This window comes from Vibrio furnissii CIP 102972 (assembly GCF_000176175.1).
GTDB lineage: Bacteria > Pseudomonadota > Gammaproteobacteria > Enterobacterales > Vibrionaceae > Vibrio > Vibrio furnissii.
Genome location: NZ_ACZP01000017.1, coordinates 66,679 through 90,398 on the forward strand (window position 1 = coordinate 66,679; position 23,720 = coordinate 90,398).

At 51.7% G+C, this 23,720-nt stretch carries 24 protein-coding genes; 14 read left to right on the forward strand and 10 right to left on the reverse strand.

Annotated features, from left to right (window positions below):
- Positions 1 to 43 precede the first annotated feature (43 nt).
- The 3 genes from norV to VFA_RS18615 are packed head-to-tail and all read left to right on the forward strand — an operon-like array spanning position 44 to position 3,076.
- Positions 44 to 1,543 carry an anaerobic nitric oxide reductase flavorubredoxin gene (gene norV, locus VFA_RS18605; protein ID WP_004728396.1) on the forward strand — a complete coding sequence of 500 codons (1,500 nt, stop codon included), beginning with the start codon at positions 44 to 46 and terminating at the stop codon, positions 1,541 to 1,543.
- A gap of 11 nt (positions 1,544 to 1,554) precedes the next feature.
- Positions 1,555 to 2,760 (forward strand): NADH:flavorubredoxin reductase NorW, encoded by a 1,206-nt coding sequence (norW, locus tag VFA_RS18610; RefSeq protein WP_004728397.1) that lies wholly within the window; start codon positions 1,555 to 1,557, stop codon positions 2,758 to 2,760.
- Complete coding sequence (locus VFA_RS18615) at positions 2,741 to 3,076, forward strand: TehB-like domain-containing protein (RefSeq protein ID WP_004728398.1); 336 nt, start codon at positions 2,741 to 2,743, stop codon at positions 3,074 to 3,076. The genes norW and VFA_RS18615 overlap by 20 nt, the downstream gene beginning before the upstream one ends.
- A gap of 122 nt (positions 3,077 to 3,198) precedes the next feature.
- Here VFA_RS18615 and VFA_RS18620 read toward each other — a convergent pair whose 3' ends face one another.
- Positions 3,199 to 4,065: a YicC/YloC family endoribonuclease gene (locus tag VFA_RS18620; RefSeq protein WP_004728399.1), complete on the reverse strand. Its 867-nt coding sequence runs from the start codon at positions 4,063 to 4,065 to the stop codon at positions 3,199 to 3,201.
- A gap of 215 nt (positions 4,066 to 4,280) precedes the next feature.
- Here VFA_RS18620 and rph point away from each other — a divergent pair, with 215 nt between their 5' ends.
- Together rph and pyrE are read left to right on the forward strand one after the other, a co-directional pair.
- The gene (rph, locus tag VFA_RS18625; RefSeq protein ID WP_004728400.1) at positions 4,281 to 4,997 is read left to right on the forward strand and encodes a ribonuclease PH; all 717 of its coding nucleotides are present in this window, start codon (positions 4,281 to 4,283) and stop codon (positions 4,995 to 4,997) included.
- Between the two features lie 178 nt (positions 4,998 to 5,175).
- Positions 5,176 to 5,817 (forward strand): orotate phosphoribosyltransferase, encoded by a 642-nt coding sequence (pyrE, locus tag VFA_RS18635; protein ID WP_004728401.1) that lies wholly within the window; start codon positions 5,176 to 5,178, stop codon positions 5,815 to 5,817.
- 86 nt (positions 5,818 to 5,903) lie between these two features.
- On the opposite strand, the gene VFA_RS18640 is transcribed toward pyrE, so the two are convergent.
- The 3 genes from VFA_RS18640 to coaBC all read right to left on the reverse strand — a co-directional run bounded on the left by VFA_RS18640 (position 5,904) and on the right by coaBC (position 8,789).
- On the reverse strand, positions 5,904 to 6,854 hold the full coding sequence (locus VFA_RS18640; protein WP_004728402.1) for a Kdo(2)-lipid IV(A) acyltransferase: 951 nt from the start codon (positions 6,852 to 6,854) through the stop codon (positions 5,904 to 5,906).
- 5 nt (positions 6,855 to 6,859) lie between these two features.
- Complete coding sequence (slmA, locus tag VFA_RS18645) at positions 6,860 to 7,450, reverse strand: nucleoid occlusion factor SlmA (RefSeq protein ID WP_004728403.1); 591 nt, start codon at positions 7,448 to 7,450, stop codon at positions 6,860 to 6,862.
- Between the two features lie 121 nt (positions 7,451 to 7,571).
- Positions 7,572 to 8,789, reverse strand: coding sequence for a bifunctional phosphopantothenoylcysteine decarboxylase/phosphopantothenate--cysteine ligase CoaBC (gene coaBC / locus VFA_RS18650; RefSeq protein ID WP_004728404.1), 1,218 nt, complete (start codon positions 8,787 to 8,789; stop codon positions 7,572 to 7,574).
- Positions 8,790 to 8,985: 196 nt separating this feature from the next.
- Between coaBC and VFA_RS18655 the strand changes: the two genes are divergently transcribed.
- From VFA_RS18655 to VFA_RS18685, 8 genes are all read left to right on the forward strand, one after another.
- On the forward strand, positions 8,986 to 10,665 hold the full coding sequence (locus VFA_RS18655; RefSeq protein WP_004728405.1) for a methyl-accepting chemotaxis protein: 1,680 nt from the start codon (positions 8,986 to 8,988) through the stop codon (positions 10,663 to 10,665).
- 108 nt (positions 10,666 to 10,773) lie between these two features.
- Positions 10,774 to 11,448: a RadC family protein gene (gene radC, locus VFA_RS18660; RefSeq protein ID WP_004728406.1), complete on the forward strand. Its 675-nt coding sequence runs from the start codon at positions 10,774 to 10,776 to the stop codon at positions 11,446 to 11,448.
- A 402-nt stretch (positions 11,449 to 11,850) separates the two neighbouring features.
- Complete coding sequence (gene rpmB / locus VFA_RS23525) at positions 11,851 to 12,087, forward strand: 50S ribosomal protein L28 (protein WP_004728407.1); 237 nt, start codon at positions 11,851 to 11,853, stop codon at positions 12,085 to 12,087.
- Positions 12,088 to 12,100: 13 nt separating this feature from the next.
- On the forward strand, positions 12,101 to 12,268 hold the full coding sequence (gene rpmG, locus VFA_RS18665; RefSeq protein WP_004728408.1) for a 50S ribosomal protein L33: 168 nt from the start codon (positions 12,101 to 12,103) through the stop codon (positions 12,266 to 12,268).
- 148 nt (positions 12,269 to 12,416) lie between these two features.
- A complete protein-coding gene (locus tag VFA_RS18670; RefSeq protein ID WP_004728409.1) occupies positions 12,417 to 12,896 on the forward strand; it encodes a hypothetical protein in 480 nt (159 codons plus the stop codon).
- A gap of 34 nt (positions 12,897 to 12,930) precedes the next feature.
- The gene (gene mutM / locus VFA_RS18675; RefSeq protein WP_004728410.1) at positions 12,931 to 13,767 is read left to right on the forward strand and encodes a bifunctional DNA-formamidopyrimidine glycosylase/DNA-(apurinic or apyrimidinic site) lyase; all 837 of its coding nucleotides are present in this window, start codon (positions 12,931 to 12,933) and stop codon (positions 13,765 to 13,767) included.
- Positions 13,768 to 13,806: 39 nt separating this feature from the next.
- The gene (locus VFA_RS18680; protein ID WP_038152568.1) at positions 13,807 to 14,811 is read left to right on the forward strand and encodes an NAD-dependent epimerase; all 1,005 of its coding nucleotides are present in this window, start codon (positions 13,807 to 13,809) and stop codon (positions 14,809 to 14,811) included.
- Between the two features lie 233 nt (positions 14,812 to 15,044).
- The gene (locus VFA_RS18685; RefSeq protein WP_370447155.1) at positions 15,045 to 17,048 is read left to right on the forward strand and encodes an LTA synthase family protein; all 2,004 of its coding nucleotides are present in this window, start codon (positions 15,045 to 15,047) and stop codon (positions 17,046 to 17,048) included.
- Positions 17,049 to 17,110: 62 nt separating this feature from the next.
- On the opposite strand, the gene coaD is transcribed toward VFA_RS18685, so the two are convergent.
- From coaD to VFA_RS18710, 5 genes are all read right to left on the reverse strand, one after another.
- Positions 17,111 to 17,608 (reverse strand): pantetheine-phosphate adenylyltransferase, encoded by a 498-nt coding sequence (coaD, locus tag VFA_RS18690; RefSeq protein WP_004728413.1) that lies wholly within the window; start codon positions 17,606 to 17,608, stop codon positions 17,111 to 17,113.
- A gap of 85 nt (positions 17,609 to 17,693) precedes the next feature.
- Positions 17,694 to 18,788 (reverse strand): glycosyltransferase family 4 protein, encoded by a 1,095-nt coding sequence (locus VFA_RS18695; RefSeq protein ID WP_004728414.1) that lies wholly within the window; start codon positions 18,786 to 18,788, stop codon positions 17,694 to 17,696.
- A gap of 83 nt (positions 18,789 to 18,871) precedes the next feature.
- Complete coding sequence (locus tag VFA_RS18700; protein WP_004728415.1) at positions 18,872 to 19,912, reverse strand: glycosyltransferase family 4 protein; 1,041 nt, start codon at positions 19,910 to 19,912, stop codon at positions 18,872 to 18,874.
- The gene (locus tag VFA_RS18705; RefSeq protein ID WP_004728416.1) at positions 19,909 to 20,700 is read right to left on the reverse strand and encodes a glycosyltransferase family 2 protein; all 792 of its coding nucleotides are present in this window, start codon (positions 20,698 to 20,700) and stop codon (positions 19,909 to 19,911) included. Before VFA_RS18705 ends, VFA_RS18700 begins: the two co-directional genes overlap by 4 nt.
- Positions 20,693 to 21,763: a glycosyltransferase family 9 protein gene (locus VFA_RS18710; RefSeq protein WP_004728417.1), complete on the reverse strand. Its 1,071-nt coding sequence runs from the start codon at positions 21,761 to 21,763 to the stop codon at positions 20,693 to 20,695. The genes VFA_RS18705 and VFA_RS18710 overlap by 8 nt, the downstream gene beginning before the upstream one ends.
- A 154-nt stretch (positions 21,764 to 21,917) precedes the next feature.
- Here VFA_RS18710 and VFA_RS18715 point away from each other — a divergent pair, with 154 nt between their 5' ends.
- On the forward strand, positions 21,918 to 22,631 hold the full coding sequence (locus VFA_RS18715) for a 3-deoxy-D-manno-octulosonic acid kinase (RefSeq protein ID WP_004728418.1): 714 nt from the start codon (positions 21,918 to 21,920) through the stop codon (positions 22,629 to 22,631).
- Here VFA_RS18715 and VFA_RS18720 read toward each other — a convergent pair.
- Positions 22,628 to 23,707: a glycosyltransferase gene (locus VFA_RS18720; RefSeq protein ID WP_081454508.1), complete on the reverse strand. Its 1,080-nt coding sequence runs from the start codon at positions 23,705 to 23,707 to the stop codon at positions 22,628 to 22,630. The two genes, VFA_RS18715 and VFA_RS18720, sit on opposite strands and share 4 nt — an antisense overlap.
- Positions 23,708 to 23,720: the final 13 nt, after the last annotated feature.

Consider the following 23,720-nt stretch of genomic DNA (forward strand, 5'->3'; position numbering starts at 1 on the left):
GTGAAGAAACTATTTATTTATCTCGTTATTGAAGGTGTTAGTCATGACAATTCACGTAAAAAACAATATTCACTGGGTGGGCCAACGCGATTGGGAGGTACAGGACTTCCACGGTACTGAATTCAAAATGACGAAAGGCACCAGTTACAACAGTTATCTCATTCGTGAAGGAAAAACCGTGTTGATTGATACGGTGGATCATCACTTCAGCCAACAATTCATTCAACAGCTAGAAATGGAAATCGAATTGACGTCGATCGATTTCATTGTCATCAACCATGCCGAAGAGGATCACTCCGGTGCGCTGTCTGCGTTAATGGAGAAGATTCCCAACACCCCCATTTATTGCACGGAAGCTGCGATAGATTCGATTGTTGGTCATCACCACCATCCGGAATGGAACTTCCACACGGTAAAAACCGGAGACAGTATTGATATCGGTAACGGCAAGCAACTGGTCTTTGTTGAAGCCCCTATGCTGCATTGGCCAGACAGCATGATGACTTACCTGACGGGCGATGCCGTGCTATTCAGCAATGATGCCTTTGGTCAGCACTACTGCGATGAGCATCTGTTTAATGACGAAGTGGATCAGAATGAATTGATGGAGCAGTGCTTGCGTTACTACTCCAACATTCTTACGCCATTTAGTGCGTTAGTTACAGCAAAAATCAAAGAGGTGCTGAGCTTCAACTTGCCTGTCGACATGATTGCGACGTCACATGGCATCGTTTGGCGTCACAATCCGATCCAAATCATTGAACAATACTTAGCGTGGGCCGATAACTATCAAGAAAATCGCATTACTCTCTTCTACGATTCCATGTCAAATAACACGCGTATGATGGCCGATGCGATTGCACAAGGGATTCATGATGTTGATCCGAGTGTGGCGGTGAAAGTGTTTAACGTGTCCAAGCACGATAAAAATGACATCCTCGCGAACGTGTTCCGCTCCAAAGGCATCTTGGTGGGCTCATCTACGATGAACAACGTGATGATGCCGAAAGTCGCTGGCATGTTAGAGGAAATCACCGGCCTGCGTTTCAAAGATAAAAAGGCTGCTGCCTTTGGTAGTTATGGTTGGAATGGTGGAGCGGTGGATCGTATTCATGCACGTCTCACCGATGCCGGGTTTGAAACTGCGTTGGGTCTGAAAACCAAATGGCGACCAGATGGCAAAGCGATGCGTGAATGCCGTGAGCATGGTCAGATGATTGCCAAGCTGTGGTCGAAGGGGGCGCTGTCAAACAGCAGCGCGGCGCCGGCACGATTGACAAAAACACCTCAAACTCCAGCGGTGATTGAGCACAGTGCAGCACAGGTCGCTCGAGACATAGAGACCAACAATACCAATAAAGAAACCCACGCCCCAGACTGCCAATGCATGATCTGCTCCGTGTGTAATTGGGTGTATGACCCCGCACAAGGTGAACCGAATCAAGGAATTGAACCGGGCACGGTTTGGTCTGATGTGCCGGATTATTTCCTCTGTCCTGAATGTCACTTGGGCAAAGACGTATTTGTTGAGTTCAAAGGCTAAGGAGATAGTGAATGCAAGCACCGATTGTGATTATTGGCAGTGGTTTTGCTGCTTATCAGCTCGTGAAAACGATACGTCGAATCGACGCGCAGATTCCGATTCAACTGTTTACCGCTGACGATGGCGCAGAGTACAACAAACCGGATTTGAGCCATGTCTTTACCAAGCAACAAACCGCTCATGACTTAGTGGTGAAAACTGGCCACGTGTTCGCGCAGGAATATAACGTCGATCTGCATGCCAATGCTTGGGTTGAGAGTATTGATACTCACGCGCAACACATTTTGGCAGAAGGATGCACATACCCCTATTCGAAATTGGTTTTGGCGATGGGAGCAACCCCCTTTGTGCCACCTATGCAGGGGAATGCGGTAGAAGAAGTGGTGACACTCAATTCACTGCAAGAGTACCAAGCTGCAGAGGTAAGAATCAGTACAGCGACGCGAGCACTGGTGATGGGCGGAGGCCTGATTGGCGTCGAGATAGCGATGGATTTGGCGAGCAGTGGTAAAGCGGTGACGATCGTCGAGCCTAACCCGCGTTTGCTCGCCAATCTGATTCCAGAGTTTGTCGCCTTCCCCTTAGAAAAACAGCTGAAGCAACAAGGCATTCAGTTGAATCTAGAGCGCAGCGTTGTCGAAATGAATCGCTCTGGTACGACACTTGCGGTGCGACTGAGCGGTGGTCAAATGGTTGAAACCGATGTGGTGATTGTTGCCGCAGGCTTGCGCGCCAACACGCAACTCGCCAAAGCGTCGGGCATTCAAGTGCGTAAAGGTATTGTTGTCGATGCCTGTTTGCAGACGTCGGCGCCCCATGTTTTTGCATTGGGCGATTGCGCAGAGATTCAAGGACGACTGATGCCTTATCTACAACCGATTGTATTAAGTGCCAATGTGTTGGGTAAGCAATTATTGGGGCAGTCAGCAGAATTGGTTCTGCCTCCGATGATGATCAAAGTGAAAACGCCCAGTTACCCCATTCAACTCGCAGGGCGTTTTGACAATATTGCGGCTTGGCGTGTGCAGATGTCTCAATCTGGCATCGTGGCTCAAGCTGAAAATGAAAATGAGCAATTCATGGGGTTTGTCGTCACGGGTGAATATGTGGCTCAGGCATTTCCGCTGTTGCGCGAGTTATCCCAAGTCGTGATTCAATCGTCACCCAATTCCATTCATCATGAGCGAGGAGTTTCTTATGTCACATCTACGTATTAACAAAGATTGGACCATTCAGCGTTCAACGCCATTTTTTACTAAAAATAATGTGCCTAAAGCTCTGCTCAGCCATCACAATACGGCTGAGGGTGTGTTTGGCCAGTTATGTGTGATGGAAGGTCAGGTAACCTATTATGGATTTGCAGATGAAAATGCCACTGAGCCAGAGAAGGTTGTGGTCATTGCTGCAGGCCAATTTGCGACCAGCCCACCTCAGTACTGGCACCGTATTGAAATGAGCGATGACGCGCAGTTTAATATCAACTTTTGGTCTCAAAGCAATGAGAGTCAGCGCAACTTGGTTCATGCCAAATAAGCCATTGCTCTTTTTGTGTGATGATGAAAGATGAGGGTTGGTATTGAATTGCCGACATGATCGATAGAATTAAAAAAGCCCTTAATCAATAAGGGCTTTTTTGTGCAAATGTGACAGTACGATCACTCGATATTCTGGATCTGTTCGCGCATTTGCTCGATCAGCACTTTGAGTTCCACGCCAGAGGCGGTGATGTCGGTGCTGATTGATTTGGAGGCCAGTGTGTTGGACTCGCGGTTGAACTCTTGCATCATGAAATCGAGACGGCGACCGACTGAGCCGCCTTTTTTCAGAATGTTGCGCGTTTCTTTGACGTGCGAATCGAGGCGATCCAGCTCTTCCGCCACATCTGATTTCTGCGCTAGCAGAATCAGCTCTTGTTCGATGCGGCTTGGGTCGAGCTCGACTTTCGCTTCTTCAAATTTGCCGACCAGACGCTCACGTTGCCAGTCGATGATTTCCGGCATGCGCGCGCGCACTTTGACGACTTCGGCGCTGATGCCATCCAGACGCTGTTCGATCAGCGCTTTCATGTTTTCACCTTCGCGGCCACGCGCTTCGATGAACTCGCTCACCGCTTCATCAAATCCTTCCAGCAGCGATTTGTTGATTGCGTCCATATCTTGTTCTGGGGTTTCCATCACGCCCGGCCACTGCATCACTTGGAATGGGTTGATGCGGCTCAGTTCACCGGTCATGTGCATGACTTGGCTGGCGGCTTTAATCACTTGTTCAGCCAGCGCCTCGTTGATGTTCAACTTGCTTTGCGCTGCAGGGTTGGCATCAAAACGCAGGTGACATTCGACTTTACCGCGCGCCAGACGCTGGCGGAAACGTTCGCGCAATACGGGCTCCAGGCCACGGAACTGCTCCGGCAGGCGGAAATAGGTTTCCAGGTAGCGTTGGTTAACCGAGCGAATTTCCCACACGGCACTGCCCCAATCGCCTTTGACTTCTTTGCGTGCATACGCCGTCATGCTGTAGATCATCGATGTGTCCTTGGTTTTGAATTTTTTAAATGAACTGGCGCTAATACTAGCATAGAAAACCCCCACGGTGGCGAGAGACGCGTCGCCAACTTCGCTGATCCAACCGATGCAAACCTAGGATTGAGGTTTGAATTCCGCTATAATTCTGCCCCAATCAAATCCGCCCTTGCGATGGCGGTTCATCCAACGGTTCACCCAACATAGGTAAAGCCCTTATGCGTCCAAATAACCGCGCTGCGGATCAGGTTCGTCCGATTCAAATTACTCGTCATTACACGGCTTACGCAGAAGGTTCTGTGCTGGTGGAATTCGGCAATACCAAAGTGCTGTGTAACGCAACGGTAGAAGAAGGCGTGCCACGCTGGCTGAAAGGTCAGGGCAAAGGCTGGGTGACTGCAGAATACGGCATGCTGCCACGCGCCACCCATTCGCGCACACGTCGTGAAGCGGCGAACGGCAAACAAGGCGGTCGTACCATGGAAATTCAACGTCTGATCGCGCGCAGCCTGCGTGCCGTGGTCGACTTAGAAGCGATGGGTGAGCTGATGATCACCGTGGATTGTGACGTGATTCAAGCTGACGGCGGCACACGCACCGCATCGATTTCTGGCGCTAGTGTGGCGATGGCCGATGCGTTCGACAAACTGGTTGCCGACGGCAAACTGAAGAAGAACCCGATGAAAGGCCATGTGGCTGCGGTTTCCGTGGGCATTCTGGGCCAAGACGTGTTGTGTGATTTGGAATATGTGGAAGATTCTGCGGCAGACACCGACATGAACGTGGTGATGACCGAAGAAGGCAAGATGATCGAAATTCAGGGCACGGCCGAAGGCGAACCGTTCAGTCATGAACAGTTGCTTGATTTGTTGGCGGTGGCCAAGAAAGGCATTGCAGACATCGTCTCGGCGCAGAAGGCGTCGTTAGAGAATTGATGATTAGCTCCCGAAAGGGGGCTATTTTTTTGTCTAAATTTTTTGCCGCGCAGGCGGCAGTAAGAAACTTTGGGCGCTTACGGAGTGACTTACGGAGTAAAGTGCCCACTGCGGTGTTTGACGAGGTGCAAACCCGAACCCTGTTTACCCTGAACCTTGGATATATAGAGAGAAAGTGATGAAAGCATACCAGCGTGAATTTATTGAGTTTGCCCTAGAAAAGGAAGTACTGAAATTTGGTGAGTTTACTTTGAAGTCAGGCCGTAAAAGCCCATATTTCTTTAACGCTGGTCTATTCAACACTGGTCGCGATTTAGCGCGCCTCGGCCGTTTTTACGCAGCGGCGCTGGTGGATTCAGCGATTGAGTTTGATGTGCTGTTTGGCCCGGCCTACAAAGGGATCCCGATTGCGACCACCACCGCGGTCGCACTGGCTGATCACCACGATGTGGATACGCCCTACTGTTTTAACCGCAAAGAAGCCAAAGATCACGGCGAAGGTGGCAATTTGGTGGGCAGTGCGCTGGAAGGCCGCATCATGCTGGTGGACGATGTGATCACTGCGGGCACGGCGATTCGTGAGTCGATGGAAATCATTCAGAACAACGGCGCGGATTTGGCCGGTGTACTGGTGGCGATTGACCGTCAGGAAAAAGGCAAAGGCGAATTATCGGCGATTCAGGAAGTTGAGCGTGACTTTGGTTGCGCGGTGATTTCGATTGTCAGCCTGACCGACCTTATCACCTATCTGGAAGAGCAAGGTGGTAACCGCGAACACCTCGATGCGGTGAAAGCGTACCGCGCGCAATACGGTATCTAATGCCGTTCTCCTTACAGGGGAAATGGACGGACAACAAAAAGCCCACCGATGGGTGGGCTTTCTAGTTCAAGCTGGCGTTGCCGACATTATTGGTAACGAATGCCTTTCGGCACGTTCGGATCCTGCATGGTTTTAAAACGTTTGTGCAGCCACATCCACTGGGTTGGCGCGCGCATGATGACCATTTCTACATACTTGTTCATGTAGGCTGCGGCGGCAACTTCATCTTTTTGTGGGTAGTTGTCTCCCACGGCGATGTCGGCCAGTAGTTCATACTTGCCTTCGTCGTTACGAAAGCCGGACCCCATCACGATGGCGCAGTGGCTGGTGTACGCCAGAATGCTGGTGCCGGTGGTGGTACACGCATCTTGCACTGCAAAAAACGGTACGAATACCGATTTGTTACGCCCGTAATCGTGGTCTGGCAAATAGAACAGCAGCTCGCCCTGGCGCATGACGCGAATCATTTTCTTCACGTCTTTGCGGTCAATCAGCACGTTGCCGTTATGCGTGCGGCCCCAATATTGGATGAAGTTGTAGGCGGGGTTGTTGTGTGGGCGAAACGCGCCATAACCCGGCAGACCCAGCACGGCAAACGCACGTGCGGTAATTTCCAGGTTGAGGGCATGCACGCAGCACAGCAGCACGCCTTGGCCGTTGGCTTTGTATTCGCGCAACACCGCCAAGTCTTTCTCAACAATACGACGCTTGAACCGCCAAGTGGGCCAGAACCAGGTGATGCCGGTTTCAATCAGCGCCAGACCGGTGTTTTTGAAGTTCTCGACCACCATCTGCTCGACTTCATCGCTGTCTTTGTCAGGAAATGCCAGTTCAAAGTTACGCTTGGCCACGTGCACGCGTTTTTTACCCAAACGCATGCCCAGCAAGCCCAAGCTTTGGCCGAGCTTCAGCAGCACGGCATAAGGCAGTAGGTTTACGATCAGCGCGAGGGTGCCGAACCCCAGCCACACGCCCCAGTTTTTAGGGTGCAGCAAGGACAGGGTGAATTGAGGTTTGCCGTATTTGTCTTGACTCATGGGGTTCACTTAATCTGAGCACTCAGCAGCGACCAGTATTCGTCGAAGTTGGCCGTGGGCAGGTATTTGAAATCAGAACGCACGAAGCGGTTCAGACTGCCTTCGACCTGACCGAGTAACTGGGCGGCCAGAATGTTTTCGTCAACAGGGAATGATTTGCCTTCACGAATTTTACGTTCACGCAGAATCTGACGCAATGACGTCTCGATGCGTTCAAACAGTTGATTGATGCGCTCACGCAGACGTTCATTTTCAAACATCAGAGCATGGCCGGACAAAATTCTTGTCAGACCGGGGTTACGTTCTGAAAACGCTAACAGTAATTGCATCACCAAGCGAATGCGGTTCAACGTGTCTTTTTCATCATCCAGAATACGGTTGATGCGCGACATCAACGACTCTTCGATGAACTCGATCAGCCCTTCGAACATGCGTGCTTTGCTTGGAAAATGGCGATACAACGCGGCTTCTGAGACGCCAACCTGCTTCGCCAATTTGGCGGTGGTGATGCGCGAAGCACCTTCATGCGATTCCAGCATTTGTGCTAAGGCTTGAAGAATTTCTTCACGTCGATTGCTTTTCTTACTGACGGCCATAACCGTGTTTCCTTTTTATACCACTGCTTGGTTAGAAATGAGTGGGCGAAACGGTCACTGTTTCGCGCCCCAACCTCATTTCAGAGCGTTTCGATAACGGGATGTAAGTAGGCGTTGTCGCCTACAGTTTGTCATTGATCAACAGCATCAGCGCATGTGCCAATTCGGCTTTGGAGGCCAATGGCAGGGATTGCTCGCTGGGCGCATCTGGCGCACTTGGACGCCAATACACGGTCAGCGCGTTGTCGTTGCTGTTGAAACCCTGGCCGGCGACGGAGACGTCGTTGGCACAGATCATATCGAGGTTTTTCTTCTCCAATTTGCCGCGTGCGTATTTTTCCACATCCTGTGTTTCGGCGGCAAAACCGACGGTAAAGGGTCGGTTGTCGGTCATCGCGGCGACCGAGGCGACGATGTCCGGGTTTTTGACCATGGTGACGCAGAGCGTGTCACTGTCGTCGGTTTTTTTGATTTTTTGCTGTGCCATGCTTTGTGGGCGGTAATCTGCCACCGCCGCGCAGCCAATAAATACGTCATGTTCGCCTGCGTGCGCCATCACCGCTTGGTGCATCTCAAGGGCGCTGTCGACATTGATACGCGACACGTTGGCTGGCGTTGTTAAATTCACTGGGCCACTGACCAGCGTCACGTGTGCTCCCAGTTTCGCCGCCGCATCGGCAATCGCAAAGCCCATTTTTCCGGAACTGTGATTGGTGATGTAACGCACCGGATCGAGCGCTTCACGGGTCGGGCCCGCTGTTAGTAGAAGGCGTTTACCCGCCAGCGGCTTTGGGCCGAAAAATTCCTCACAGCGATGCACCAGATCCATCGGCTCGAGCATGCGCCCCGGGCCGATATCGCCACACGCTTGTTCACCGGCGGCCGGTCCCCAAATGTGCATGCCGCGACGCGCCAGCGTGGCAATGTTTTCTTGCGTGGCGAGATTGCGGTACATCTGTTGATTCATCGCCGGAGAGACGACCACGGGCGAGTCGGTGGCCAGCACGAGTGTGGTGAGCAAATCATTGCCCATGCCAGCAGCCATACGCGCAATGAGATCGGCGGTGGCGGGTGCCAGTAGAACCAAGTCGGCCCATTTCGCGAGTTCGATATGACCCATCGACGCTTCCGCGGCTGGGTCGAGCAGGCTATCAGAGACTGGGCGACCGGAGACGGCTTGCATCGTCAACGGCGTGATAAATTCTTTGGCCGCTTTGGTCATCACGACCTGAACGGTGGCGCCGCGCTCAATCAGGCGACGGGTTAATTCTGCACATTTGTACGCAGCGATACCGCCGCTGATACCAAGCAGAATCTTTTTTCCTGCCAATGTTTGCATGCTGGATTCCTCAAAAATTCTGCGCGCTATGTTAGCACAACTCCAGAGAGATGTTGGAGCTGTGTCAAATCTCACGGCGCAACGGGGATAAATCGTCCGGTGAGCTCAGCAAATTTCAGCGCTTCTCACAGATATTATTTCCGGATTATGCAACATACTGTGTGATAAAAACCAATAATAGAGCACAAGGACCTTTATGATTACCTCCCTGAGAAGCCGAACGAAACTTTTACTGCTGACGGTCATTCCGCTGGTGATTATTACTGCCATGGTGACGGCGGTGTATTACTGGAATGGGATGAAATCCCTCGATCAAGAACTGACTCAATACCGCGCGCAGCTGGTCGATAGCCGCAAAGCGGAACTCAAAGCTTATCTGATGATGGGCGTTACCGCAGTGAAGTCGTTATACGAGACGGATCAGGGCGGTAACAACAAAGCGCAAGCGAAAGACATTCTGAAAGCCATGCGCTTTGACAGCGATGGCTACTTCTTTGCTTATGACTCTCAAGGCATCAACACACTGCATGCTATCAACCCGTCGCTGGAAGGCAAAAACCTCTACGGCATGAAAGATGAAAATGGTGTGCCGGTCATTGCTGGATTGATTCAGGCGTCCAAATCAGGTGACGGCTTCCTTTATTTCTCGTGGCACAAACCGACGATCAATGCGCAAGCGCCAAAACTAGGTTATGCCGAGTATCTCGCTAAGTGGGATTGGGTGCTGGGCACCGGCATTTACATTGATGACATCGACACGCAAGTGGCACAGTTCAAAGCGCAGCGCGAAGCGCAGCTGTATGAGCAAACCCTGTCGGCGGTTGGTCTTTCCGTCGTGGGCTTGGTGCTGACGATCATCGTGGTGAGTGTGCTGGTGTCGCGCGGTGTGGCGCCATTGCACCACGTGGTGGACTCACTCAAAGCGGTCGCGGCCGGTGGCGGCGATCTCACAGCGCGTTTAAAAGTGGAGAGCCGCGATGAAGTGGGCGAAGTGGCGCAGGCGTTTAATGCCTTTATGGACAAACTGCATCCGCTGATTGTGGATCTGCGAGCGTCAGCGCAGGACGTGCAATTGGCGGCGGCGGATCTCGATGGCCAAACCACGCAATCGAGCCAGCAGATGAACAGCCACTGCATGGAAACTGATAAAGTGGTGGCTGCGGTGACTGAAATGAGCGCTACAGCTCGTGAAGTGGCCAACAACACCAATGCCACTGCACAAGCGATTGATTCGGCCAACCATCAAATCTTGGATGCGCAAAAAGAAGTGAACTTGGCGATTGAAGGCATTGGCGATCTGGTGAATGAAGTGAACCTGACCTCGGATGCGATTCAGGAGCTGAGCCAAAAAACGGAACAGATCACCAAAGTGCTCAATGTGATTGGAGATATTGCCGAGCAAACCAACCTTTTGGCGCTCAACGCGGCGATTGAAGCGGCGCGTGCGGGTGAACAAGGACGCGGGTTTGCTGTGGTAGCTGATGAAGTGCGCTCGCTGGCCAGCCGCACGCAAAACAGCACACAGGAAATTGGCGAGATGTTGCAGTCGCTGCATCAAGGGGTGAGTAAAGCGGTCAGCCGCATGGCGCTGAGTCAGGATCGCGGCGAGAAAACGGCGCTGGAATCGGTGCAGATCAAAGAGCGTTTGTCTGGTATTTCTGAAGCGGTGAGCGTGATTCATGACATGGGGATTCAGACCGCATCGGCTGCCGAGCAGCAAAGCGCGGTGTCGGAAGACATCAACCAAAATCTGGTCGCGATTCAGCAGATTGTGAATGAGCTCAGCGATAATCTGCAGCGCTCCGAATCGATCAGCACCCGTTTGGCGCAATCGGGCCAGCAAATGGGGAACTTGGTCGGTCACTTTAAGCTTTAACACACAGCGGCGTTGCACCTGCCCATGACGCCGCTCTCAAGATCCCTCAGGCCGCTTGCAGCCTGAGGGATAAATCGGCTTGAGTATGGCAAATCACAGGAGCCATGCATGAGCCTCAAATCCTTTCCCAACGAATCCATGCCGCGTGAAAAGCTGTTGTCGCGTGGCCCACAGGCGTTATCCGACGCCGAATTACTCGCGATTTTTCTGCGCACGGGCACGCCGGGCATGAACGTGCTCGCGCTCTCGGATTTTTTATTGCGTGAGTTTGGATCGCTGCGCGCGCTGTTTTCTGCCCCCAAGGATCAGTTTTGTGCTCACAAAGGGCTCGGCGAAGCCAAATTTGTGCAGTTGCAGGCGGTGCTGGAGATGACTCAGCGTTATCTGGCAGAAACACTCAAGCGTGGCGAGGCACTCACCAGCCCGCAGCAAACCAAGTTGTATTTGTCGAGCGTGCTGCGCGATCGCCAGCGTGAAGCGTTTTACATTCTGTTTCTTGATAACCAGCATCGCGTGATTCGCGATGAAGTGTTGTTTGAAGGCACGATTGATGCGGCGAGTGTGTATCCACGTGAAGTGGTCAAACGTGCGCTGCACCATAACGCTGCGGCGCTGATACTGGCGCACAACCATCCTTCGGGAGTCGCCGAGCCCAGCACGTCTGATCGCAGGATCACGCGCCGGCTCACCGATGCTTTGGCGTTGGTGGACATTCGCGTGTTGGATCACTTCGTGGTGGGGGACGGCGAAGTGGTCTCTTTTGCTGAACGCGGGTGGATTTAACGCGCGACAAAAAATATTTTTTGGCTGTCGAAAGTTTAAACTATTGAGCAAATACAAGGGTGTAGGGAGAAAACTTAACTTTTTCGTGGAACAATTCCGACAGGCCTTATCCGCAATTCACCTGAATGCACAAAAAATGCTTAGCTTTCTGTGGTTTTCTGGTATGATTCGCACACATTTTTTAACCCCAATTCAGCTCAACACAAAAAAAGATCAGGTAATCCTGTAAAAAGGATCTGTTCGGGTCTTGAGCAATGCGTGTCAAGTTAGTATAATGCGCGACCTTTGATAGCCTTGTATGGATTTTCCATAACGGTTTTTAACCTCAACTTCTTATGTAGAAAGAGAGAGGTTCGGCCACCAAGGTTGATATCGAGCTGAAACGATTTGGAGAAGACATTCATGTCCCGAGTATGCCAAGTAACTGGTAAGCGTCCAGTAACGGGTAACAACCGTTCACACGCACGAAATGCTACTAAGCGTCGTTTTCTGCCGAACCTACAAACTCATCGTTTCTGGGTAGAGAGCGAAAAACGTTTTGTTAAACTACGTCTAACTGCTAAAGGCATGCGTATCATTGATAAGAAAGGCATCGATGCTGTTCTTGTTGATATCCGTGCACGTGGCGAAAACGTTTAAGAGGAATTAAACAATGGCTAAAGGCATTCGTGAGAAAATCCGTCTAGTATCTTCTGCTGGTACTGGTCACTTCTACACAACTGACAAGAACAAACGCAACATGCCAGGCAAATTTGAGATCAAGAAATTTGATCCAGTTGTACGCCAGCACGTTGTATACAAAGAAGCAAAAATCAAGTAATTGATTGCGGTCTTTGGAATGATAAAAACCCAGCCTTTTGGCTGGGTTTTTTCTTTTCTGCTGCTGGTGTTCTGCCAAGCCGTTTTCTAGGATCTCGTGTCGTCCTCTGCTACTCTAGCGGTATCGTAATCAATGAAGGATAGCGATTATGCGTGTCGCGCCTCATCGCCGCCGCCGATGGAATAACATCCTGATTCTGGCGGTGATCGTGTTCATCGGAGTGCTGAATCTACCTGCGTTCATCAAATCGTATTTGATGGAACCGGAGGTCAGTGCGAACCCCACCTTACTTAATCCACACGCGTCATTGCAGGCAATGCACTTTACTCATGTGTCGCTTGAGCTCAATCAAGGCCGCTGGCGAGCCACGCCGCCGACTACGGTGGCCCCCGAAGAGCTGGTGAAGCGTTGGCAAGCGCTGGTCGGCACTGAAGTGGATGAAGAGACCTATCAATCGCTGCAACCGAATTTGCGCAGTCCACAAACGATCGAAGTGTGGTATCGCGATCAAGAAGAGCCGCAAAGGATCACCTATTACCGCACACCGCAATTCTGGCTGTTTAAGAACTGGCAGGAGAAGTGGATTGCTATTTCCGTTGACAACGCTTACCTGCTGCCGTCCTCCTAGCGACGGCCTGATCAAGAGAGGTTGAACAAACAACATGCCTGAACTCCCGGAAGTTGAAGTCAGTCGTATGGGCATCTCACCGCATCTGGTGGGAGAAACCGTGCGTTCCCTGACGTTCCGCACGCCAAAACTGCGGTGGGATATTCCCGCTGAACTGAAGCAGATGGAAGGGCAAGTGATCACTGCTATTTCTCGCCGCGCCAAATATCTAATGATTGAAACGTCGGTGGGCAGCGCCATTGTCCACTTGGGCATGTCGGGGTCGCTGCGCGTGCTCGACGGTGATTTCCCGCCCGCCAAACACGATCACGTGGATCTGACGCTGACCAACGGCAAAGTACTGCGTTATAACGACCCGCGTCGTTTCGGGGCTTGGTTGTGGTGTCCGGCTGGTGAACATCACGAAGTGCTAGGTCATATGGGGCCCGAGCCGCTCACCGACGAATTTAATGCAGCGTATCTGCTGCATAAAGCGCGCAAGAAACGGGTCGCGGTGAAGTCGTTTATTATGGACAACAAAATCGTTGTCGGTGTGGGCAACATCTACGCCAATGAATCGCTGTTCAGTGCGCATATTCACCCTTTGCGACCTGCGCATTCGCTGAGCGAAGCTGAGTGGACGTCTTTGGTGGCGGACATCAAAGCGGTGTTGACGACTGCTATTGCGCAAGGCGGCACCACGCTGAAAGATTTTGCCCAAGCGGATGGCAAACCGGGCTATTTTGCTCAGGAGTTGCAGGTGTACGGTAAAAAGGGCCAACCTTGTCCACGATGCGGTGAACCGATCGCGGAGCTGAAAATTGGTCAGCGCAACTCGTTTTTTTGCCTGCAATGCCAACCCGTTGTGCCGGAAAGTCCCGCTAAATTGTGATATAACGCGTGGAGCTTTCGTTCTGAAGAGAGAATGGTGATGAAATATTTAGTAACTGGCGCCGCAGGATTTATTGGCTCAGCAGTCATTGAGCGTCTGTGTGCCGAAGGGCACGATGTCGTTGGCATTGATAACCTGAACGACTACTACGATGTGGCGTTGAAAGATGCACGTCTGGAACGTGCCGCGCATGAGCGTTTCTCATTTATCGAAATGGACATCGCGGATCGCGAAGCGATTGCCGACCTATTTGCTGTTGAGCAGTTTGACAAAGTCATCCACCTCGCGGCGCAGGCGGGTGTGCGTTATTCAATTGATAACCCCATGTCGTATGCCGACAGCAATCTGGTTGGCCACCTGACTATTCTAGAAGGTTGTCGTCACCACAAAATCAAACACTTGGTCTATGCATCGTCAAGCTCAGTGTACGGTCTGAACCGCAAAACGCCGTTCAACACGTCGGATAGCGTGGATCACCCGGTGTCACTCTACGCGGCGACCAAAAAGTCCAATGAGCTGATGGCACATACTTATTCGCATCTGTACGGCGTGCCAACCACTGGGCTGCGTTTCTTTACCGTGTACGGCCCGTGGGGACGTCCGGACATGGCATTGTTTAAGTTCACCAAAGCGATCCTCAAGGGTGACGCGATCGATGTGTACAACAACGGCGATATGATGCGCGATTTCACTTACATTGATGACATCGTGGAAGGCATTCTGCGCATTAAAGATGTGGTGCCGGAGCCAAATGCTGAATGGAGCGTGGAAGCGGGATCGCCAGCAACCAGTTCCGCGCCTTACTGTGTGTATAACATTGGCCATGGCAGCCCGGTCAAATTGATGGATTACATCAAAGCGCTGGAATCGGCGTTGGGGATTGAAGCGAAGAAAAACATGCTGCCGATGCAGCCGGGTGACGTGTATGTCACGTATGCTGACACGCAAGACCTATTCAACGCAACGCAGTACAAACCTCAGATGGGGGTTGAACAAGGCGTGGCGAATTTTGTGAAATGGTACAAAGAATTCTATTCTGCATAGCGATACCTTCCACACTCTTTACAGCCGGGGCTAGCGCCCCGAGCTGTAAACGATAATCTCCCGTTTTACCGGGAACTCAGACGATCATCCATCAAATCTGGCAATGCGCTGGAACATTTTGGGACATTGAGACTCCAACATCGGTATCATTCTTGCTAATGATTTACTGAGTCAATTCCGAACGCGACAATTTGCCGTCGTTCATTGTATTTTTCTGCCTGTTGTTCAAGAAAATGAAGTATCAACCACACCTACGCCAGCTCTGCCTGTTTCTCCTTCAGTGTTTTGCCTTTTCCTTTTGTATCTTACTGATTGCTCGAGTGGTCTTTTTTCTCCACATTCGTGATGTGTTACCGACGCATGCGGTCGATGATGATATTTGGCGCGCATTTTGGGTGGGGGGGCGCTTTGATGCCAAAGTGACGGCCATTGCCTATGCGCCGCTGCTGCTCAGTGGGCTGATTGCCGCGGCGTTTCATGCGGCCTATCGCCGTTGGCTCAAGTTCGCACTCGGGTATCACAGCGTGATTGCCGGTTTGTATGTGGTGGGCTGCATCGGGAATTATTACTACTACCTGACGTACGGCAGCCATGTGGACCTGTTCGTGTTCGGTTTGTGGGAAGATGATACCGACGCGGTGCTGATCAATATGTGGCAGGATTACCCTATCATGCGTGGCGCGTTCTTGGCCGTGGCAACGGCTGGGCTGGCCTATGTGTCGTCGCGTTGGTTCCTGCGTTCGTCGCTGGGGCAATTGAACCCCCGTATGTATTGGCATTGGGGTGTGACGTCGCTGGTGGTTTTGATGACGATCATCGTCACGTTCGCGGTCGCTCGTGGTTCGCTCGACAGCCATCCGCTCAAGCGCTATCACGCCAGTGTGTCGCAATACAAACCGCTCAATATGATCACACCGAACGTGTTTATGGCGCTCGATTGGGCGACGACCGATTACAAAGAGCAGCGCCATTTTGACCCGGTCTCACAACGTGCGTTGACGGCGCAGATGGAAAAAATGCTCGGTCAGCCAACGCCAAACTATCATGTACCGACCAACCCATTTCTAGCCGACCATCCACCGCATGTTGTGGTCGCGATGATGGAAAGCATGGGCATGAATATTTTGGTGGAAGACGATCCGCAGACAAACGATCTGCTGGGCAGCCTGCGCCCATACTGGGAGAAGGGTTTCTTATTTGAGCGTTTTATGGCGGGCACGTCGGCGACCATCGACAGCATCGTCATGACGCTGTTCCACAGCCCGGTGGCGACGATCAGCCACTCGTCAATTCAAAACATTGCTTTGCCAAGTTCGGCCATTTTGCCGTACAAACGCGCAGGTTATGAGGTGGTGTTTCTGTATGGCGGTAATGGCATGTGGCGAAATCTGGCCAATTACTTGCCCGTGCAAGGGTTTGATCGCGTTTATGATGAGAACGACATCATCCAAGCATTTCCCGATGCGTCTCAATATTCTGGTACGTGGGGTGTGCCGGATGGGTACATGTTCCGTTTTGCCAATAAAATCCTTGAAGAGGCTCAGAAGCCGACGTTGGTTTTCATGATGACGGTCACCAACCATTCGCCGTACAAAGTGCCGAATTACTACCAACCCAAACCGACGGCCATGAGTGAACGTTTAGCGACGTTGATCGGCTACCAAGGGGCGCAGGCGAAAGTGTTGCTCAACACGTTCCAGTATGCATCGGATGCGTTGGGCCAGTTTATCGGCCGAGTCAAAGCCTCAGACAAGTTGAAGGACAACACGGTGATTGCGGTCACGGGTGATCACCGCATGCGCTACAGCAGCACCGATGAGCCGACCGAATACGGCTTAACCTTCGCCGTGCCATTTTTCCTTGATGTGCCGCAGCCGATTTTGGATCACACGCCATTTACCTATGATCCGCAGCGCATTGGTTCACATCGCGACCTGTTTCCGACCTTGTATCATTTCAGTTTGTCGAATCAGGACTACATCAGTTTAGGCGGCGAAAACCTGTTGGCCCAAGGCGGAGTGAGCAACATCGGTTTTAATGCTTCGCGCACCATCAGTGAACAAGGCGCATTCAGCAATAGCGGCTCGGGGCTGTTTTATGCGTGGGACGAACACAATCTGCTGTTGAATCAAGCCCGACCGGAGAAGAACCCACCGCAAGAGACAGACTGGGGCAAAGAGTACTCGTTGCTGCAAGATTATTACCTGCGTTCGCAAGTGCTACCGATGACGCCATAAACTGGCGCAATACATCAAGACAAAGGGCTGCTCAGTGAGCAGCCCTTTTTTGAGGTGTGACGTTATTCCACAATCTTTTTGCTGTGCAGCGCGTTGGCCACCAACTCAGGCACAAACGCATCCACGTTGCCCCCATGAATCGCGACTTCACGGACCAGCGATGAGGAGATAAATGCGTACTCTTCCGCCGGGGTGAGGAACACACTCTCCAGCCCGGGCATCAAGCGCCGGTACATGTTGGTCAGACCGAATTCGTATTCAAAATCGACCGTAGTGCGCAGGCCGCGCACCAATACGGTGGCGCCTTCGGCTTTGGCAAAATCCACCATCAAGCCAGAGAACCCTTTTGCCGTCACCTTATCCAGATGTGAAGTGACCGCTTTGGCAAAGGCCACGCGCTCTTCCAGCGTAAACAGGGTGTTTTTGCTTGGACTGGCAGCCACCGCGATGATCACTTCATCAAACATGCTGGCAGCTCGCTCAATCAAATCGAGATGGCCGTTGGTAATGGGGTCAAAGGTGCCCGGGTAAATAACGCGGGAAATACTTTTTGAATTCACAATGTTCTACTCAGTGTTTATGCGTGTAGGGGTATGCTAAACAAAACTGTGCCGCCAAACCATGACAATTTGACGGCAAGCGTGATTATTTTTCATCCAATAATGATTGGAAAAAGTCCAAATGCTGCTGCGCGCTTTCCTGACAGGAGAAATCGTTGATCATCCGCTGCTGCGCTTTGTAGCCCATCGCTTGACGATGTTGCTCAGACGCGTACAGCCACTGAATTTTATCGGCGATGGCTGAGGCATCATTCACCGGCACAACGAATCCGGTTTCGCCGTCGATCAAGAGTTCTTTACCACCGCCGGTAGTGGTCACCACGGAAGGAATGCCCATCGCCATCGCTTCAATGATGGTTTTGGGTAAGCCTTCTCCGCTAATCGAAGGCTGAACTTGTACTTGGCTTGCCGCCAGCAGTTCGGGCACATCTTTGCGGTAACCGAGGAAATGTATGCGATCGCGCATGCCACTTGCTTCAGCCAATTTCAGGTTCTGTTCGGTATCCATATCGCGACCAACCAGCAGCAAGTGTAAATTCGGCAATGACGCCAGTTGTTTCGCGCTCTCAAGCAGCACGTGTACGCCTTTACTTGGTCGCGCATTGGCGATACAGATGGCGCTGAAAGCGTCGTCCGGCAGTCCCAGTGCGCTTAAATTCGCCGGCTGCGCTTGATACCAAGCAATGTCGTGGCCTTTGTAAATCGTGACCACTTTGTCGGCGCGTTTCCACACATGTTTACGCACATCGTCAGTCACCGCCTGTGCCACACAACTGATGCCGTCGATACGAGGATGCAAGTGGGTCAGGTAGGCGGTGGGATCGTGACGATACAACCCGCCAACTGTCCCGCGATAGCTCACCAGTTTGGTGTGTTTGAAGCCGATGCAGGCAAATGCCGCGTTGGGAATGGTTTTGGAATTCATGGCATACACCACGTCATAACGTTCTTGACGCAGCGCGTGACGCAAAGTTTTAATCGTGTTGAGACAAATCTTTTTCTTCGGATAGCAGTCGATGATGGTCACGCCGTTGTCGCGAAAACGTGGCACATACTCCGCATCGCCTTGCGTCATGATGGTCACTTCATGGCCGAGCTTGGCCATTTCAATAAACATCTCCGCTTCCGGACGCACGCTGTTCCAGGCATCACGATAGGAGCTAAAAATTAAGATTTTCATGGTCTCACATTACCTCAGCCGCAGCGAAACTGCAGCGGTGTTCAAATTTGGTGGCTGACGCGTCTTCGTGCCGCGAGCCTAGATTATAACTTTCCGGCCGCAACGCGAGCGTAAAGCTGCTCATAGCGTTTGGCGGTATTCTCAATCAGAAAGCCTTGCAGTTTTTTCTCGCGTCCGATGGCGAGCTTTTCGCGCAACGTGGCGTCGCTGCGAATGGTTTCAATCGCATCGGCCAATCCGAGGCCATCGCCAGGCTCAATCAAAAGCCCTGACTCTTGGTGGTCGATAATATCCGGGATACCGCCCGCGCGAGCACCGATTACTGGTAAGCCATTGCCCATCGCTTCCAGAATCACTGAGCCCAAACCTTCGCTGTACGAGGGGTGAACCAGCAAGTCGGCTGCGGCAAACCAGTCGCCCATGTTGCTTTGTTTGCCCATGAACGACACGTTGGGTAAGCCTGCGGCTTGCTGCTCTAGGGCGGCTCGCTCTTTGCCATCGCCTAACAGTGCAAAATGAACCTCAGGGGCGCGCTGAGCCAACGCTTTTGCTGCGTTCAGGGTGACATCAAAACCTTTGTGTTTGAGCATGTTTGCGGCGTGGATGACCAGAAATTTGCCACTGAATTGCTGCTTGATGCGCGCCACGTTGGCTTCATCAATCGGGTAGGCGACTGGCGAGCTGGGAATGATCTCAATGCTTTGGGTTGGGTACGCGTCACGAATGCGGGCCGCGATTTCATGGCTCAGGCCAACCAACAACGCGGCTTGACGATAAGCTTGGTTCGATAACCATTTTTTGCGCAGCGGATTGTCGATGCGACGCGTCACCATATATGGCACACCATGCAATGCGTGTTGCAGCCAAGCCCAGTAAATGGCTCGGCCTTCATGCACATGAATCAATTCACAGCCATCGGTCACGCGTTTGCCATGTTGGAGTAAATAATGGCTGGCGGCGATGACTCGACAAGGCAGCTCGGACACACGCGCAAAAAACGGGCTTTTGGGGTTGGCGACAATCGTTAGCTGATAGCCCATGCGAATCTGCTGCTTGATGAGTTGCAGTGTCTGGTTTTCTCCGCCGTGATAGCCGGATGCCAAGTTAACGTGGCAGATGTTCATTTCTGTTTTTGCTCCTGCTTGCGTACGTAGTCGCGCAGCCACAAATCCGCATACCGAGTAAACGTGGTGTTGGCGCTTAACATCGCCAACAGTAAGCCATGGCGACCATCGAGAAACCCGCGTTTAATCACGTACATTTTAAAGAAGCGGAAAAATCCATGCAGGATTGCGCCGCCCAACGACGCTTTCTTGCGTCCTTCACGTTGGTCAGCCCACGCTTTCATGTATTGCTGCGTTTTTGCGGTGTACTGTGGCAGATACTCAAAGGTGTAATGCTCGAGATAACCTTTTAACGACCGCAGTTGAAATCCGGATGGGATTTCTACGCTCTCATGCACCAAGGCTTGGTTGTATTGTGTGTCGCGCGTGCGGTAAAGACGCGTGACCCAGTCGGGGGACCAGCCGGAATAGCGAATCTGTTTGCCAAACGCGGTGGTGAGACGGTCAATCTGGTAGACGGTGTTGGGTTTGTCGGCGTGGACCGCTTGTAAAATCTGTTCTTTGAGCGCATCGGTCACGCGTTCATCGGCATCGAGCCACAACACATAGTCTGAGGTAATGTGCGATTGTGCCAAGCGGCGCTGAGGGCCAAAACCTGGCCACTCGGTGTTGACGAAAAATTTGTCGGTATAGCGGCGAGCGATGGCTTCAGTTTGATCGCTGCTGCCGGAGTCAAGAATGACGATTTCGTCGACCCACTGATACACCGTGTCTAAGCAGGCTTGCAGGTGCTTGGCTTCGTTTTTCACGATCAGGGCGACCGCCAATGTTGGAGTGGTATTAGCCATGATTTGGGTTACCTAACTGTGTTGTCGCTGACATCATGCGATCAAAGGTGGTGATGACCGCATCGAGCGTGATGGCCTGCATCAGATCCGCGCCTTTGGCACGTGTGCTCCACGCCAGCAGTTCCAGCGGTTTGCCTTGCTGCTCGGTCACGAACGGTTCGTACACACTCACCACATCTTTGATATTAAAGTATGGCCCCGTGCGCTTCGGGTTGCTGTGGGCATATAAGCCCAGTACGGGCGTGCCTTGTGTGGTGGCAATATGTGCTGGGCCAGAATCCGGAGCAAGCACTAACTTCGCTTCGCCCAAAACGGCGGTCAGTTGTTTCAAATTGGTTTTGCCAACCAGATTGAGCACCGGATGCGTCATCAAGGCGCTGATTTGCTCTGCCAGTTTCTGCTCGCGCGGTGCAGGAGAGCCACACAAGGCGACCTGATAGCCTTGAGCAATGACGTAATCGGCAAATTGCGCGTAGCGTTCCGTGACCCAGTTGCGCTCATCTTTACTGGCGGCTGGGCTGATGACGATGGTCGGTTGGCTGCCCAGTTGCGTGCGGGCAAATTGCCGATCGTTTTCTGAAATCGGCAGGTGCCAGGTTGGTGTTTGGCGTGGCACGCCAAGAAATTCGGTAAACGAGAAAAAACTGTCGAGCACGTGCGCCGATTCGGTATCGGCAATCTTGCGGTTAGTGAACAACCACTGACCTTCTTTGGCCCGTTTGCGGTTGAATCCCACTTTGTACTGCGCGCGAATGCCCAGCGTGACCAAACTGGCGCGCAGGGCTAACTGCATATGCACGAGCGCATCAAAATGACGCCCTTTCAGTTGCTGCCAAACCGCTTTGATTCCAGACCAGCCGGCTTTTTTATCAAAGACGACCAATTCAACGTTCGGCAAACCTTGGAGCAATTGGGCTTCGACTTTGCCAATCACCCAGGTTACTTGGGTATCTGGCCAGTGTTGTTGCAGGTTTTGAACCGCGGCAACGGCATGACAAACGTCGCCAATCGCCGACAGGCGCAGAAAACAGACCGACTTCGGAGGCGCAGTGAACAGTGGCATCAAATAAGCTCTTCAATTAATGAGGCTAAATTATGCAGAGTCCACCGATAAATGTAAAATAACCGCATTCTTTTCCTCTCTTTATTGGTGTGAAGATGCCAATTTTGACGAGATCAGCCACCTTGTGTGTCAATCACTATAGCGGGAACCCAGCGTGATCAAACAGCAGCAGCTTAGCAAACATCAGACAATTTGGTATGACGACCAATGGGTCAATGAACCGTTGGCGTCGTTGTTTGACCCCGAATATTGGCAAGCGAATCAGCTGGTGATTGGTAGCGCGCAAGGGCGTGGCACCACGTGGTTTGTTCAAATGGCGGCGTTGCCAGCCGCGTTGCGTCATTATCGCCGGGGCGGCTTGTTCGGCAAATTGGTCAGTGACAGTTATTGGTTTCAAGGGTGGGAACAAACCCGCAGCTGCGCCGAATTTCAATTGCTGCATCATTTGCGTGAGCAAGGGGTGAATGTTCCGCGTCCGATTGCTGCTCGCGCCCTGCGTCGGGGCTGCGTGTATCAGGCCGATATTCTCAGTGAGAAAATCGCCAACGCGCGGGACTTGGTGGCAGTGTTACAAGACAAAGCCTTGCCTGAGGCGCTTTATCATCGTATTGGTCAACAGGTGGCGAAGCTGCACCGTGCTCAGGTCAATCACACCGATTTGAATATTCACAACATTCTGCTCGATGATCACGACCATGTGTGGATCATTGATTTTGATAAATGTGCGATTCAAGAGGGCGATGGCTGGAAAGCGGAGAATTTGGCGCGACTGCTGCGATCGTTTCGTAAAGAGCAGTTACGCGCCCATATCAAATGGCAGGAACCTGAATGGCAGGCGTTGCTGGCCGGTTATCAAACCACGATTTAATGCTTATTGTTATGCCATTGCGCGGCGATAGCCATAAATGACTGATATACCTGTTCTGCAGTGAATTTCTCATACCCGACCGATAAATCTGGGATGGATTTCTCTTCCAGCAGAGCGTCAATGTGCTCTGCGATAACGTGTTCATCGTAAGAGTGAATCAGATATTTCGATAACTCTCCGGTAAGAATTTCATCTGGGCCGGAAGGGCAGTTCACACTGAGTGCCACGGTGCCGAGGATGAGCGCCTCAATAATGACGGTTGGCAATCCTTCATGATCAGAGGTCAATACCACCGCTTTTGCTTCTTTGATGATGGGGTAAGGGTTTGTATCAAACTTTTTGAACAGGACGCGTTCACCGAGATTGAGTTGTTCGGCTTGTTGTTTTAGTTCCAGCTCTAACGAACCTTCACCCAATACGACCAGTTTGATGGTCGGATTTTTTACGTAAGAAAACGCGTTCAGTAAGCGATCCACGCGTTTTTGCTTTTCCAGACGTCCAACAAACAACACATATTCTTCTGGTATTGTCAGACCTTCTTTCTCGCAAGCGTAGTGGCGAATGGTCTCAACATCGAACGGATTATAGAGCACGTTGGCTGAGAGAAGACGGTCACCACAACATTGCGTCGTGAACTTTCGAATGCTTTCTGATACCGAAATAACGTGCTTCCCTTTGAGGCGTTTCGCTAATCGAGTACGGTAACGAAACCGCTTGAAAAAGCTGCGCTGGTTATAGGAACACTCATCTGAATTATGGATAAATGGAATCAGGCGTGAGTCCGAAAAATGCGCGATGAGCTTGATACTCTCACTGTGTGGGGCAATGAGGTAGTCAAATTCAGCATCGTGATACCAAGCTTTGAAGCGCGTGAGCATCGTTCTCTCACACCTCACCGGGGTCGGAATATCGAGGCATGAAATTGTTAAATCGTCTAGCTGAGGCAATTCGATATCGTGAAAGAGAGTGATGATTTCCACGTCATGCCCTTTAGCCTGCAGAAGCCTGGCTAATCGTACGGTTACAACCTGTACGCCTTCAATTTTTAAGTCTCGAATTAAAAATTTTATGTTCATGTGTTAACCATCA